The 14,353-nt window shown below is 71.0% G+C and carries 12 protein-coding genes and 1 CRISPR repeat array (1 of these 13 running past the window's edge); of the genes, 4 read left to right on the top strand and 8 right to left on the bottom strand.

Translation table 11 applies throughout. The features are described from left to right. Nucleotides 1-68: a CRISPR direct-repeat array (repeat unit 29 nt; unit sequence CTGCTCCCCGCGCCCGCGGGGATGGACCC) (it extends 327 nt beyond the left edge of the window). Nucleotides 69-347: 279 nt separating this feature from the next. From ACYVOO_RS23340 to ACYVOO_RS23325, 4 genes are all read right to left on the bottom strand, one after another. After that, on the bottom strand, nt 348-572 hold the full coding sequence (locus tag ACYVOO_RS23340; protein ID WP_461017634.1) for a helix-turn-helix domain-containing protein: 225 nt from the start codon (nt 570-572) through the stop codon (nt 348-350). Further along, nucleotides 572-1,069, bottom strand: coding sequence for a DUF2975 domain-containing protein (locus ACYVOO_RS23335; protein WP_461017633.1), 498 nt, complete (start codon nt 1,067-1,069; stop codon nt 572-574). Before ACYVOO_RS23335 ends, ACYVOO_RS23340 begins: the two co-directional genes overlap by 1 nt. A 46-nt stretch (nt 1,070-1,115) precedes the next feature. Then, complete coding sequence (locus ACYVOO_RS23330) at nt 1,116-2,030, bottom strand: sulfotransferase domain-containing protein (protein ID WP_461017632.1); 915 nt, start codon at nt 2,028-2,030, stop codon at nt 1,116-1,118. Nucleotides 2,031-2,110: 80 nt separating this feature from the next. Then, nucleotides 2,111-2,830 carry a TetR/AcrR family transcriptional regulator gene (locus ACYVOO_RS23325; protein WP_461017631.1) on the bottom strand — a complete coding sequence of 240 codons (720 nt, stop codon included), beginning with the start codon at nt 2,828-2,830 and terminating at the stop codon, nt 2,111-2,113. Nucleotides 2,831-3,078: 248 nt separating this feature from the next. On the opposite strand from ACYVOO_RS23325, the gene ACYVOO_RS23320 reads away from it, so the two are divergent. The 4 genes from ACYVOO_RS23320 to ACYVOO_RS23305 all read left to right on the top strand — a co-directional run bounded on the left by ACYVOO_RS23320 (nt 3,079) and on the right by ACYVOO_RS23305 (nt 8,531). Then, complete coding sequence (locus tag ACYVOO_RS23320; protein ID WP_461017630.1) at nt 3,079-4,302, top strand: oxygenase MpaB family protein; 1,224 nt, start codon at nt 3,079-3,081, stop codon at nt 4,300-4,302. Nucleotides 4,303-4,441: 139 nt separating this feature from the next. Beyond that, nucleotides 4,442-5,674, top strand: a complete 1,233-nt coding sequence (locus tag ACYVOO_RS23315; RefSeq protein WP_461017629.1) for an oxygenase MpaB family protein — start codon at nt 4,442-4,444, stop codon at nt 5,672-5,674. Next, nucleotides 5,671-8,022, top strand: a complete 2,352-nt coding sequence (locus ACYVOO_RS23310; protein ID WP_461017628.1) for a molybdopterin cofactor-binding domain-containing protein — start codon at nt 5,671-5,673, stop codon at nt 8,020-8,022. Before ACYVOO_RS23315 ends, ACYVOO_RS23310 begins: the two co-directional genes overlap by 4 nt. Before the next feature lie 32 nt (nt 8,023-8,054). After that, nucleotides 8,055-8,531 (top strand): (2Fe-2S)-binding protein, encoded by a 477-nt coding sequence (locus tag ACYVOO_RS23305; protein ID WP_461017627.1) that lies wholly within the window; start codon nt 8,055-8,057, stop codon nt 8,529-8,531. 140 nt (nt 8,532-8,671) lie between these two features. On the opposite strand, the gene ACYVOO_RS23300 is transcribed toward ACYVOO_RS23305, so the two are convergent. The 4 genes from ACYVOO_RS23300 to ACYVOO_RS23285 all read right to left on the bottom strand — a co-directional run bounded on the left by ACYVOO_RS23300 (nt 8,672) and on the right by ACYVOO_RS23285 (nt 14,291). Beyond that, nucleotides 8,672-10,939 (bottom strand): M20/M25/M40 family metallo-hydrolase, encoded by a 2,268-nt coding sequence (locus tag ACYVOO_RS23300; RefSeq protein WP_461017626.1) that lies wholly within the window; start codon nt 10,937-10,939, stop codon nt 8,672-8,674. 177 nt (nt 10,940-11,116) lie between these two features. Next, nucleotides 11,117-11,968, bottom strand: a complete 852-nt coding sequence (locus tag ACYVOO_RS23295) for an SDR family NAD(P)-dependent oxidoreductase (protein WP_461017625.1) — start codon at nt 11,966-11,968, stop codon at nt 11,117-11,119. Continuing rightward, a complete protein-coding gene (locus ACYVOO_RS23290) occupies nt 11,968-13,302 on the bottom strand; it encodes an MFS transporter (protein ID WP_453347290.1) in 1,335 nt (444 codons plus the stop codon). Before ACYVOO_RS23290 ends, ACYVOO_RS23295 begins: the two co-directional genes overlap by 1 nt. Continuing rightward, the gene (locus ACYVOO_RS23285) at nt 13,299-14,291 is read right to left on the bottom strand and encodes a polysaccharide deacetylase family protein (RefSeq protein WP_461017624.1); all 993 of its coding nucleotides are present in this window, start codon (nt 14,289-14,291) and stop codon (nt 13,299-13,301) included. Before ACYVOO_RS23285 ends, ACYVOO_RS23290 begins: the two co-directional genes overlap by 4 nt. Between the last annotated feature and the right edge of the window lie 62 nt (nt 14,292-14,353).

The raw sequence follows: 14,353 nt of genomic DNA, 5'->3' as shown, positions 1-14,353 counted from the left end.
TGGACCCCGCTGGGGCGGCTTCCCGGTGTGGATGTTCGCCTGCTCCCCGCGCCCGCGGGGATGGACCCGAGGGCAACCCGATCACACTCGCCCAGTTCGACTGCTCCCCGCGCCCGCGGCGGGGATGGACCCCACGTCCTCACCGAGTTGCCGAACTGTGCCACAAGAACGACACCGTGATCGACCGCTGCACCCACGGCAGCGCCGCGCCCGGTGGTACGCGCTGGCTCGGTGCTCGCCAGTCGCGAGCATCTCTGTACCGGGTGCCCCAGATGCTCCGATGTGTCCGGGAGACCCACGCACCCGCGCGGCGTCGTCGCACCGAGAAGACGCCGCCTCGGAACGCCTCAGCCGACCTCCGGCTCCTCGTCAGGCACCCAGCGCAGCACGTCACCCGGCTGGCAGTCGAGGACGCGGCAGATCGCGTCGAGCGTCGTGAACCGGACCGCCTTCGCGCGGCCGTTCTTGAGGACCGCGATGTTGGCCGGGGTGATGCCGACGGCGGTGGCGAACTCGCCGACCGACATGTGGTGCTTGGCGAGCTGGAGGTCGAGGTCGACGATGATCGCCATCACACGACCTCGGCCATCTCCGTTTGCAGGTCCGTCGCCTTGCGCAGCAGGCCGCGCATGATGACGACGAGCATCGCGAACGCCGCCCCCACGGCCACGCACGCCGTCGCGGCCGCCAGTGCGCTCATGACGTCCATGCCGTCGTCGGGGGAGGGGATGGTGGCCACGGCCAGATGCCCTGTGACCCCGAGTGCCAGCAGTGTGGCCACCGTCGAGGAGCCGATGATGACGTCGACCCAGCGGAAGGCCGTCGGGGTGAAGATGGCCTCGCGTTCGACCATGGAGAGCAGCATCCACACCGCGACCAGCGCGACCTGCACGCAGGCGACGCCGAGGATCGCCACCGTCACATAGGGTGCGGCGAACGGGGCGTAGGGCGGGAAACGGTCCACCTCGTCGGCCGCCACCGTCGGTATGACGACGATCTGGCCGAAGAAGCCGACGAGGACCGATGCGGCGATACCGGCCCGGAGCACGGCGATGAAGAGTCGATGCATGCATCGACTATCGATGGGTATCGATCGAAAGTCAATCGATTCCGTGTCAGGGGCTGCGCGTCAGCCAGGCGCGCAGGTCGTCGGGCAGACGTGCCTCCGCCGCGCGGAACAGCGTCAGTTCCTCCGGTGCGAACACCTCGTGCCACTGGCCGTTCCTGCCCTCGTGGAAGAAGTCGAACTTCGAGAGCATCTGGTTCATCTCAGCGCCGAAGAGCCCTACCTTCTGCGACTTCATGTCGGAGAACAGGCACGCCTTCACCAGCCCCGGCCAGATGCTCTCGTCGACGGGAATGCCCAGGAAGTCGCTGACGCGCCGCATCTCGCGGTCCAGGTCGGCGAGCATGTCCTCGTAGTGGAGGAAGAGGACGTTCTCCCTGTCGCGGTGTGCCCACCACGAACTCAGGTGGTGCGTTGGCGAGTTGTACGGCCAGCCGTCCGACTCCCAGGGGAAGGCGCTGCGGGTGAAGTAGTCGCGCCAGAACGGGTGGATGTCCGCGGGCACCGTCGGCTGGTGCGGGGTGTGCGCCTCCTCGTCCTCGTCGACCCACAGGGGCTGCGTCAGCACTCCGTTGAGTCCGAACGCGTGGTTGTGTGTCGAGACGGCCGCGTCGCGCAGGTCGCGGCCCACCACCAGGTAGGAGACCTGAGGGTGGAAGGGCATGCCGTCAGCGGGCAGGTGGCTCTTCAGGAAGCGCCGGTGCCGCTGCTGCTCCAGGCCCGCCTGTATCGCCTCGAAGGGCACGAACGCGCATTCCAGCCAGGGGCTCGCCTCCAGGAGCGTGCCCGGCAGTGCGGTGTCCTGGAAGACCAGCACGGAGGTGATGCGCTGCGTCCATGTGGTGCCGACCTTGGGAGGTGTGGTGATGACGATGTCGTCGTCACGTGGCACGTACCGGTCCCAGCGGGTGCTGTCGGAGAAGTAGCTCTTGTATGTCCGTTTCGGCGGTATCGGTGACGGCATGCCGGAAGTGTGCTGGGCCCGCGCGGCGGGTTCAATGGTGTGCGTCAGCGAGGAGGGGGTTCCGGCCATCGCCGTGGCGCTCACCGGTCTGGCGAGGGTGCTGTCCCGGGGCGGGTGGTGCCGGTCTTCGGCGGTTCCAGCATGGGGACGAGGAACTGCCGGGCCACCGTCGCCAGATGCGCCTCGTCGTCGAGGTCGACGAGGTGGCTGGGGATGGCCAGGAACGAGGCGGAGACGCGGACCATCATCTCGGCCACGAGGTCGCTGTCCACATCGCGCGACACGTTGCCCGCCTGCTGCTCGCGGCGCAACTGCCCCGCGAGGAACTGCCGCACGGTGGCGAGGGTCTGTCCGCCGTCGCTGATGATGGACGTGACGAGCAGATCGGGTTCCACGGCCATCAGGCCGCCGATCAGCGGGTTGCCCCGGATGGCGCGCAGTGAGCTGACGAAGCCGAGCACCACCCGGTCGGCGACGGTCTCGGCCTGCTGGATGTCGATGAGGAACTGGTCGAAGTAGCGGCGGAACTCCCGGCGCACCACCTGCTCGACCAGTGTGTCCTTCGTGGTGAACCGCCGGTAGACCGTGATCCGCGAGACCCCGGCCCGCCGGGCCACGTCCTCCATGGTGGAGCGCCGGATGCCTATCAGGCTGAACTGTTCGTAGGCCGCGTCGAGCACACGGGCGCGGGACTCGTCCACGTCGTCGGCCTGCTCGACGGCGTCGATGTACGCGCGTTCGAGCAGCGACGGCGAGTCCGGGTCCGAGCCCGCCATGAGGCCGGATGGTGCAGGTTCCATGTTCTCCTCCCGAGGCGACTGATTCTGCCTCAACCGGTGCCGCCAACAGCCGTTGCTGTCACAGGTCTTGTGACGTTCAGGGCCGTGTGCTCTTATCGATGATACGAAGAAGCAGGTTGCGTATCACTGTACACATCAGGGAAGTCCGCGCGGTCACCAGCAGGCACCAGGTACCAGGAAGCACCCAAGGCACCAGCAGGCACCAGCAGCGACGAGAAGGCATCAAAGCCAGACGAAGGGGCGAGGACATGGCCGAAGTCAGCAGGCGCAACGTGTTGATGGCGGGCGGCGCTCTGGGCGCGCTCGGCGCACTGGGCGCCGCCGCACCCGCGCACGCGAAGACACCGTGGACGTGGTCGCCCGAGGGCTCGGTCGCGGGCGCGGGTGCGGGCGCCGACCCGAGGTGGGTGTGGGACGCCGAGGCCGACCCGCTGGTCGCCGACCTGCTCGACCGGGGCGACGTGCCCAGGGTCAACGAACTGCTGCGGACCTGGAAGAAGAACGGCCAGCCGCTCCCCGGCGGACTCCCCGCCGACCTGCGGGACTTCATGGAGAGCGCCCGCCGCCTGCCCCCGTGGGCCGAGGCGGGCAAGCTCGCCACCGCCGTCGACTTCAACGAGAAGCGGGGCCTCTACCTCGGCGTCCTGTACGGGCTCGCCAGCGGCATGATGAGCACCGTCATCCCCAAGGAGGCCCGCGCCGTCTACTACTCGCAGGGCGGCGCGGACATGAAGGACCGCATCTCCAAGACCGCCAAGCTCGGGTACGACATCGGATCGCGGAACGCCTACCTGGACGACGGCGAAATGATCGTGACCTGCGTCAAGACCCGCCTGGTGCACGCGGCAGTGCGCCACCTGCTGCCGCAGTCACCGCACTGGACGGGCGCCGCCGACGAGGACATACCCATCAGCCAGCGCGACATGATGGTGACGTGGCACAGCCTGCCCACCACCGTCATGCGCAAGCTGAAGGACTGGAAGGTGCCGATCCCCGCCGCCGAGTCCACGGCGTTCCTGCACTCGTGGCAGGTGAGTGCCCACATGCTCGGCATCCAGGACGAGTACATCCCCGCGACGTGGGACGAGGCGGACTCCCAGGCCGAGCAGGTCCTCGACCCCGTGCTCGCCGCGACACCCGAGGGCGTCAAGCTGGCCGACATCCTCCTCAACCTCGGCTCCTCCGTCGACGGCGGCATCCTCAGCAAGCCCATCCTGGGCGCGTTCACCCGCTTCATGCTCGGCGACCGGATCGCGGGCTGGCTGAAGATCCCCAGGGAGCCCATCTGGGACCCGCTGCTGCGGACGGCCTGGGGCCCCTTCGTCGCCGTACGCGAGGGACTGCTCCCCTTCCCCGGGGCACCGGAGGCGTACTGGACCTTCGACGAGTTCCTCCGCAAGGCGGCGCTGCTGTTCCTGTCCGAGGCGAAGCCGATCAGCATCGAGATCCCGGACACCAACCGCCCGTCCTGACCGGCGCCGCCCGGGCCCGGGCCGCCCGCGTCGTCGGTGTCGTTGGCGCCGCCCCGACGTCACACCCCTGACACCCGTGACGCCCCGACACCACACACGCGATGCCCCGACACCACATGTGCCAAGAAGGAGTTCAGGAATGACGCACGTCAGCAGGCGCAAGATGCTGGCCTCGGGCGGGGCCCTGGGCGCGCTGGGCGCGCTCGGCATGGCCGCCCCCGCCCACGCCCGCACCCTCCTGAACTGGACGTGGGCGCCAAGCGGTTCGGTCGCGGGCAAGGGCGCGGGCGCCGACCCGAGGTGGGTGTGGGACGACGAGACGGACCCGCTGGTCGCCGACCTGCTCGACCGGGGCGACGTGCCCAGGGTCAACGAACTGCTGTGGAACTGGGAGCGCAACGACCAGCCGCTGCCGTCGGGACTGCCGCGGGACCTCAAGACGTACATCGACGAGGCACGCGAACTGCCCTCGTGGGCGGACCGGGACAAGCTGGAGACCGCCGCCGAGTTCAACAAGTCCCGCGGGATCTACCTCAATCTGCTCAACGGCGTGGGCGGCGGCATGCTCAGCACCGCCATCCCCGCCGAGGCCCGCTCGGTCTACTACTCCAAGGGCGGCGCGGACATGGAGGACCGCGTCGCCAAGACCAGCATCCTGGGGTTCGCAGTCGGGGCGCTCGACGCGTACAGGCCCGAGGGCACCTGCATGGTCAACTCCGTGAAGACCCGTCTGGTGCACGCGGCGGTGCGGCATCTGCTCCAGCGGTCACCGCACTGGGGCGACACCATTCCCATCAGCCAGAACGACATGCTCGTCACCTGGCACACCCTGCCGACCTACGCCATGCGCAAGATGCGCGAGTGGAAGGTCCCGATCGGCGACGACGAGGCCGAGGCGTATCTGCACGTGTGGCAGGTGACCGCGCACATGCTGGGCATCAGGGACGAGTACATCCCCGCCACATGGGACGCGGCCGACTCCCAGTCGGGCCAGGTGCTGCCACCGGCCATGGGGCCGACCCGCGAGGGTGTTGAACTCACCGACATCCTGCTGGGCCAGCTCGCCGAGCAGACCAGCCCGGGCAGCATCAGCCGCCCGCTGTGCAACGCGCTCGCCCGGTACCTCGTCGACAAGCAGGTGGCCGACTGGGACGAGATCCCGCGTGAGCCGGTGTGGGAGCGGGCCATCGCCACCGCGTGGCCGCTGCTGGTGAAGTTCCGCGAGGGCCTGATCCCGCTGCCGCTGGTACCCGAGGTCGCCTGGACCATCGACGAGGCGGCCCGCCGGTACATACTCTTCTTCCTCACCAAGGGCAAGGAAACGAAGATCGAGATCCCCACTGTCAACCGTCCCGAGGAAACCTCACGATGACGCAGTCACACGGCAGCGACGCAGGCGCGGACCCAGGCGCGGGTACGGGCACGCGCATCGGCCGGCGGCGCTTCCTCGGGTTCGTCGTCGCGGCCCCCACCCTGGTGGCCGCCGCCGAACTCACCCCGGCGACGGCAGCCGCGGCCCCGGCCCCGGCCCGGATATCCGGCGACGGCAGCGGACTGCCGTCGCCGGAGATCACCGAGATCCTGGACCTGAACGACCTGATGACCGTGGCGGCGCTGCCGACCTCGAACCTGATCAGGGTCGAGGTGAACGCGGACGGCACGGTGTCGTTCGCGCTGCCCCGGGCCGAGGTCGGGCAGGGCATCACCACCTCAACGGCCATGCTCATCGCCGAGGAACTGGACGTGCCGCTGGAGCGGGTACGGGTCACGCTGGCCGACGCACGCGCCGAGCTGCTGTTCAACCAGCTCACCGGCGGCTCCAACACGACCATCGCGACCTACACCCCCATCCGGGTCGCAGCCGCCGTCGCCCGGCACCGGCTGCTGGAGGCAGCGGCGGCCGAACTCGGCTCCGCCGCCAGCACGTTGACGCTGAAGAACGGGATCGTCACAGCCCCCTCGGGCAAGCACGTCGGCATCGGCGCCCTCGCCGAGAAGGCCGCGAGCACGACGACCCGCCAGGTGCCCGTGGAACTCTCCTCGCGCGAGGAGTTCACCGTCATCGGCAAGCCGCACAACCGCCTCGACGCGCTGGCCGCCGTGACCGGACGCAAGAAGTTCGCGATGGACCTCGACGTCCCGGACGCGAAACCGGCGATGGTGTGCCGCCCACCGACCATCAACGGCAAGCCGGGCCCCGTGGCCAACCTCGCCGAGGTCCGCGCCATGACGGGTGTCACGGACGTCGTGGAGATCTCCACCGGGGTGGCGGTGCGCGCCGAGACCTTCGGCCAGTGCATCGACGCCGTACGTGCGCTGAAGGTGTCCTGGAGACCGGGCACGGCAGAGGGCAAGTCCGACGAGACCGTGCTCGGAGAACTGAAGGCGGCGGAGCTGCCGATGGGCCCCAAGCCGCCGTTCCACACCGTCGAGGAGAAATTCACCTTCCACTTCCGCGGCAACAGTGCGCTGGAACCCAACTGCGCGGTCGCCGACGTACGGGAGAAGAGCGCCGAGATCTGGGCCTCGCTGAAGTCGCCGATCGTCGCCCAGCAGACCATCGCGGCCAAGCTGCGGCTGCCGCAGAGCGCGGTCACCGTGCATGTCACCGAGGGCGGCGGCTCCTTCGGGCGCAAGCTGTTCTTCGACGCGGCACTGGAGGCCGCCGAGATCTCCCAGCGCCTCCGCAAGCCCGTCAAGCTCATGTGGCACCGCGCCGACGACGCCCGCCAGGGCCGCACCCACCCCATGGCCACCTCCCGGGTACGTGTCGCCTACGCGGGCGACACCGTGCTGAGCTACAAGCAGCGGCACACCAGCGTCTCCACGGACCTCGGCCATGGGCTCGGCGAGATCATCACCGCGCTGGCAGCGAAGCTGCCCGTCGGCGACATCGGCTTCTCCGAGACGTTCTTCCAGCTCAGCCAGACCATGTCCTACGACTTCGGCGTGAACTCCCGGCTGCTCAACGAGACCGACAAGGGCTTCAACACCGGCAGCATGCGCAACGTCTACTCCCCGGACGTCACCTGCGCCAGGGAACTGATCGTCGATCAGCTCGCAGCCCGCATGGACAAGGACCCCTACGCCTTCCGGCGCGACTTCCTGCGCGACGACCGCTCCCGCGCCGTGCTGGAGAAGGTCGCCGAAGTGGGTGACTGGGGCCGCACGATGCCCGACGGCACCGCGCAGGGCATCGCCTTCCACGCCGAGTACAAGGCCGTCAGCGCGGCGCTGGTGGAGATCGACTGCCGCCCCGGGACCGTCAACCGGCCCATCCGCGACGGTGTGACGGGGCCCCGTGTCACCAAGGCCGTCTTCGCCGTGGACGTCGGCCTCGCCGTCAACCCGCGCGGCCTGGAGGCGCAGATGATGGGCGGCATCATGGACGGCATCGCGCTGGCACTCACCTCCAGCCTGCACCTGCGCGACGGGTACTTTCTTGAGGCGAGCTGGGACAACTACTTCTACACCCGGCAGTGGAACACTCCGCCCGAACTGCGGATCATCGTCATGCCGAGCACCTCGGAGGAACCCGGCGGAGCGGGCGAGCTGGGTGTCGCCGCTTCGATGGCCGCGGTCGCCTGCGCCTACGGGCGCGCGACCGGCACCATGCCCACCACCTTCCCCGTCAACCACGGCACGCTCGCCTTTGAACCCAAACCCACCGTCCCGCCCGTCCCGCCGTCCCCGACCGACGGCCTGGACCACGCGCGCTGAGCGTTCCCGCGCGCCGAGAGCCTGGAGAACCCGTGCCCGAGCACACCTTCCGCGTCAACGGTGAGCAGGTCACCGTCGACGTCGCCGACGACGTGCGCCTGCTGTGGGTGCTGCGTGACATCCTCGGCATCACAGGACCGAAGTACGGCTGCGGCATCAACGTCTGCAAGGCGTGCACCAGCCACGTCAACGGCAAGGCGGTCAACCCCTGCGCGATCCCCGTCAAGGATCTCGGCCCCACCGACGAGGTCACCACCATCGAGGGGCTCGCCGACACCGTGGGCCGGGATCTGCACCCCATGCAGCAGGCGTGGCTCGACCACGACGTCGTCCAGTGCGGATACTGCCAGCCCGGCCAGATCATGGCCGCCGTGGCACTGGTCCGCAGCGTCGCCGCCGAGGGCCGTGAGATCACCGACGACGACCTCGACGGCCTCCGCAACATCTGCCGCTGCGGCACCTACGTCCGCATCCGCGAGGCCATCAGGGCGGGGGCGGAGAAGATGTGAGCGGGCGCGTGCGGGTCCGGAAGCGACGGCCGGCGGGCGCCGGAGCCGGGTGTTCGTGGGACATGGCGTGTGTCGCCTTCCGCTTCCTCGGCCCCCGCCGCCCGGCCGGGGACCGTCCGGCCGGGCGGCGGGGGCCGCGCTCAGACGGTGAACGAGGCCAGGAGTGCCGCCGCCAGCGACGCGCGGGTGGTCATGCCCGAGACGGTCGCGTGCTCGGAGCGGGCGTGCGCTCCGCCGCCGACGGCGCCGAGCCCGTCGAGCACCGGTGTGCCCGCCGACTGCACGAAGTTGCCGTCGCTGGCCCCGCCCACCGAGGTCTCGCGCAGGTCGAGCCCCAGCGGCGCGGCGCAGTCGCGGGCCAGGCCGTAGAGCGCGGCCACCTCGGGGGTGCGTTCCAGGACCGGGCGGTTCCAGTCGCCGGTCACCCGTACCGTGGTGCCCGGGTGTGCGGGCTCGCGTGCGGCGAGCGCCGCCGCGATGCGCCGCTGCTCGGCCGCGTCGGCGACCCGCACATCGAGGTCGGCCACCGCCTGCCCTGCGGTGACGTTGCTGCGGGTGCCGCCGTGCACGACGCCGACGTTGACGCTGGTGCCCGCCGCGTGGTCGGCCAGCGCGGCGAGCCCGAGGATCTGGTGCGCCACCTCGTGGACGGCGCTGGCTCCCGCCGTGGGATCGAGACCGGCGTGCGCCTCCTGCCCCTGAACGGCGAGCTGGAAGAGGCCGACACCCTTGCGGGCCGTCTTCACCGCGCCGTCGGCGCTCGCCTCGAAGACGAACGCGGCGCGCGAGGCACGGGCTTCGGCGACGATGGCCTCGCTGGAGGCGAGGCTGCCGGTCTCCTCGTCGCCGTTGAGCATCAGGGTGCAGGCGGGGCGCGGCAGCCCGAGCGCGTCCAGGGCCCGCAGCGCCCAGACGGCCTGCACGAGCCCGGCCTTCATGTCGAAGACCCCGGGCCCGGTGAGGACGTCACCGTCGCGCCGGAAGGGCCACTCGGCCAGGGTCCCGGCGGGCCACACGGTGTCGTAGTGGCACAGGAGCAGCAGGGGACCGCGTGACGGGTCGGTGTCGGAGGAGCCGGTGTCCGACAGGCCGGAAGACGCGGGGTAGCGGCGCACCATGATGTCCCCCGCGTTCTCGCGGGGGAGCAGTTCCTCGGACTCGGGCTCGCCGAGGGCCTCGTCGAGCCACTCCCGTACCCAGCGCAGACACGCGTCCAGCGCGGCGGGGTCGTCGCTGGGGCTCTCCAGCTGGGTGTAGACGGACAGGTCGGCGACCATGTCCTCCTGGTGCTCCAGCAGCCACGCGTGCACCGCGCGGGTCTGTTCCCCGGTCAGGGCCGGGTGTGCGGGGAGCGGCGCGGACAGCGGGGGTGCGGCCAGTGCGTCCAGTGCCTCCAGCCGTGCCTCGGACATCAGCTCCGGGGCACCCTCCAGTTCCCTCAGCCCGCGCATCACCTCGCGCAGCACGGGCGTGGCGATCCCGGCCCGGTCCGCGTGTGCGAAGACGGTCTCGTAGTGGGTGGTGACCTCGACGGGACGGTGGCGCACGGCGAGGTCGCGCCAGATGCCGCTGCGGTTCTTGGGCTGGGTGCGCAGCCAGGCGGTGAGCCGTGCCGTGGCCGCCGTGCGGGTGGCGGGGTCGGCGGAGCGGCGGAAGGCGGGTGCGTCGAAGGCGTCGAAGGGTTCGAGGCGGACGCCGAGCGCGTCGGCCACGTCGTAGACCTCGCGTGCGACGGTGTGCATGGCGGCGGGGTGCCGGTCGATGAGGTCGGCCATCGCGTCGTCGGCGAGCGCCGTGGCCGCCAGCATCGCCCCGAACCCGGCCTTGGCCCACAGATAGCCCTCGACGTTGTCGCAGGCCACGGCGCCGGTGTCGGGGTGCAGATCGGCGACGAGGGCGCGTACCCGGTCGCTGACGGAGGTGTCGTCGGGGGCGCCGTCGGGGTTGCCGATGACCAGCGCGCCGGGGCCGCCGTCCCGGATGACGCCGGGCCCCTCGACGTCGGCGAAGATGTTGACGAAGGCGGGGACGGTGCGTCCGGCGCCGATGTGCTCGGCGATGAGCGGTTCGTTGAACCCGTTCTGCACGGAGACGACGAAGCCGTCGTCGGCCAGTCTGGGTGCGATCCAGCGGACGGCGGACTCGGTGGCCTGCGCCTTCACGGCCAGCAGCACCTCGTGCAGTGGTCCTTCGAACTCCTCGGGTGTGTACGCGTCGACGTGCGCGGTGTCGGTCTTCCCGTCGCGGCGCACCGCGCGGAGTCCGTGTTCCCGGATGGCGGCGACGTGGGCGTGGTCGGTGTCGACGAGGGTGACGGGGTGTCCGGCGCGTGCGAGCGCGAACGCGAGGGTGCCGCCGATGGCGCCACCGCCGACCACGGTGCGGGCCCGGGTGGGCTCGACGGTCATGGGGTGTCCCTTCCTGATGCGGTGTGTCCGCTCTGGTGAGGTGTGTTGGACGGAGCGGTGTGCCCCGCTCCGGTGCGGGGTGCGGGGTGCGGGGTGCGGTGCTGCGTGTGCGGTGCCGCGTGTCCCGGCGCGACGGTGTGACGGGCGCGCCGGGCGCGGGTGCGAGGGGCGGTGCCCTCAGCCGGCCGACGAGGGTGACGAGGCCGACGTGGGCGACGCGGGCCAGAGACGCGGCAGGTGTGCCGCTCCCGTGCTGGAGCCGCCGTCCACCCGCAGCACCTCGCCGGTTATCCACTCGGCCTCGGGCCCGGCGATCCAGCGCACCGCGCGGGCGATGTCGGCGGGTGTGCCGGGGCGCCCGAGCGGGTTGCCCGAGACGGCCGCCGCGTACTCGGGCGTGACGGGGTTGACGTCACTGCCGACGGGCACGAAGCCCGGGCTGACCGCGTTCACGCGGATGCCGTGCGGGCCGAGTTCGAGCGCGGCGGCCCGGGTGGCCATCTCCAGCGCCGCCTTCGTCGCCGCGTACGGGCCACCGCCGGGCCTGGCACGCAGCGCGGCGCCGGAGGAGATGTGCACGACGGACGCGGGCAGCCCCGCCGCCACCGCACGGCGGCCCAGCTCCGCCGTCGAGAGCACCGGGGCGCGGGTGTTGAGCGCGAACAGCCGGTCCCAGCCGGCCACCGTCACCTCCAGCATGTCGATGGAGGGGTAGGCGCCCGCCGCGTTGACGAGGACGTCGAGCGGGCCTGTGGTCTCCCAGGCCCGTGCCACTGCGGCGGCCGGTGCGTCGTCCCCCGTCAGGTCCACGGCGTCGGTCACCACGTGTGCGCCGTAGCGCTCCCGCAGTGTCCGCGCCGTCTCGGCCAGCCGTTCGCCGTCCCTGTCCACGAGGGTCAGCGTGCCCACGTCGGGCCCGTCCAGTCCGCTCCAGACGCGCGCGTACTCCTCGGCGACGGCCCCGCCGATGCCGCGCGCCGCGCCGGTGACCAGGACGTGCGCCGGGCGTGGTGTCGTCTCCCCGGTCATCAGTCGAACTCCTTGTCCTTGGTCTCCGGCATCGTCAGATACACGACGAGGGAGATGAGCGAGGCGGCGGCGACGTAAAGCCACAGCCAGTCGCGGTGTCCGGCCTCGTTGAGCCACGTGGTCACGTAGGGCGCCGTACCGCCGAAGAGGGCGACGGCCAGCGCGTAGGGCAGGGCGATGCCCGTGGCACGCACTTCGGGCGGGAACTGCTCGGCCATGATGACCGCGCAGTTCGCCGAGTACCCCAGGATCAGCAGCATCCCGGCGAGCTGCACCAGGAAGACGCTGAGGAAGCTGTCGCCCATCAGGTGCAGCAGCGGCCAGGCCAGGACGACGAACCCGGCGGCGAAGACGGAGAGCGTCGGCTTGCGCCCGAAGCGGTCGGAGAGCAGCCCGGCGAAGGGCAGCAGCACGACGAAGACGACCAGGCACAGGGTCTGCGACAGCAGCGCCTGGTTGAGGGGGATGCCGGTGCTCAGATTCGCGTACGTGGGCAGGTAGTTGACCCAGATGTAGTAGGTGAGTGTGCCCGCGATGGTGATGCCCGCGACGCGCAGCGCGGCGGCCGGGTGCTCGACGAACATGGCCTTGAGCGGGTTCACCCTGGCCCGTCCCGCCTCGCGCGCGTTGGTGAAGGACTCGGTGTCCTCGACGGAGACGCGCAGCCACAGGCCGAGCAGCCCCAGCAGCCCGCCGACGATGAATGCGGCCCGCCAGCCCCACGAGTGCAGGGCCTCGTCGCTGAGCAGCGAGGTGACGAGGGTGCCCAGCAGCGAGGCGATGAGCACGCCACCGGCGACGGAGACCTGCTGCCAGGACCCGGCGAAGGCCCGTCGTCCCCGCGCGGCCGACTCGACGAGGAAGGCCGAGGAGGAGCCGAACTCCCCGCCCGCGGAGAAGCCCTGCACGAGCCGGGCCAGCAGCAGCACGAGGGGTGCGGCGACGCCCATGGTCGCGTAGCCGGGGGTGAGCGCGATGACGAAGGAGGCCCCGGCCATCAGCGCGATGGTGAGGGTGAGGCCCTTCTTGCGGCCGTGCCGGTCGGCGTAAGCGCCGAGGAAGGCGGCGCCCACCGGGCGCATCACGAAGCCGACGGCGAAGACCGCGAGGGTGGCCAGCAGGGCGACGGCACCCTCGGACTTCGCGAAGAACACATCGGCGATGATCTTCGCGAAGATCGAGTACAGGGCCCAGTCGACCCACTCCACCGTGTTGCCGATGGTTCCGGCGACGATGGCCTTGCGCTGGGCGCGGGTCAGCTTCCGCGAGGGCGCGGGGGAGGGGGAGGAAGGGGAGGAGGAGGCGGGCGTGGCCGCCGACGCGTCGGCTCTCATCGGTCGCTCTCCTGACGGGTCGGGGCGCTGGTGGTGGCGGCGGTGGCGGTGGCCGCGGTGGTGGTGGCGAGCTGGGCGCGGGCCGCTTCGGCGAGCTGCGCGTGCGTGGCGAACCAGACACCTTCGTGTGCGCCGATGTGGTCCAGCAGTTCGCGCAGGATCACCAGGCGCGAACGGTGGCCGATGACATGCGGGTGCAGGGTGAGCTGGAAGACACCGCCCTCGCGGTAGGCCGCGTCGAACTCGTCCCGCCAGATCTCCAGCACATCGCGCGGCCGGGTGTAGGGCCGCACCGAGCCGTAGCGGTCCATGGTGAAGTACGGCGCGTCGTCGCGGATCCAGTCCACGGGGATCTCGACGAGGCCGGTGGCGCGGCCCTCGGCCAGCACCTCGTACGGCTCGTCGTCGGCCATGAGGGAGGAGTCGTAGGCGAAGCCCAGGTCGAGGATCGTGGCCAGCGTGGAGTCCGAGAAGTCCCAGGAGGGGGTGCGGATGCCCGTGGGCCGGGAGCCGGTGAGGTCGGTGAGAGTGTCCAGCGAGCGGCGTATCAGGGTGCGTTCGTCCTCGGCCGCCAGCAGGGTGTTGCGCTCGTGTATCCACCCGTGCACGGCGATCTCGTGGCCGTCCCCGGCGTAGCGGCGTGCCTCGTCGGGGTGCAGCAGCGCGGACACGGCGGGCATGAAGAACGTCGCGGGCACACCCCGTCGGCTCAGCAGTTCCAGCACGCGGACGGCGCCGACCCGGGCACCGTACTCGCCCTGGGCGAGCCGCCCCGGGCTGGTCTCGCCGTCGCGCAGGGGGATCGTCTCGTGGTCGGAGTCGAAGGACAGCGCGACGGCCACGCGTGCCCCGTCGGGCCAGCGTTCCGGGGTGAGCGGGCGCCCGGCGCGGACGGCCTCGACGTGCCCGCGCCACACGGACTCGGGCCACTGCCAGGAGGGGACCGGCGCGGAGCCGGTGGCGGGCGTGCCGGATGCGGATGTCGACATGGTGCCTCTCCGGTAGAGGGGAAACGGAGGAGAAGAGAGGAGGAGGGGGAGGGGGAGGGAGG

Source organism: Streptomyces daliensis, assembly GCF_054782395.1.
This window is presented reverse-complemented; position numbering and strand designations above follow the sequence as displayed.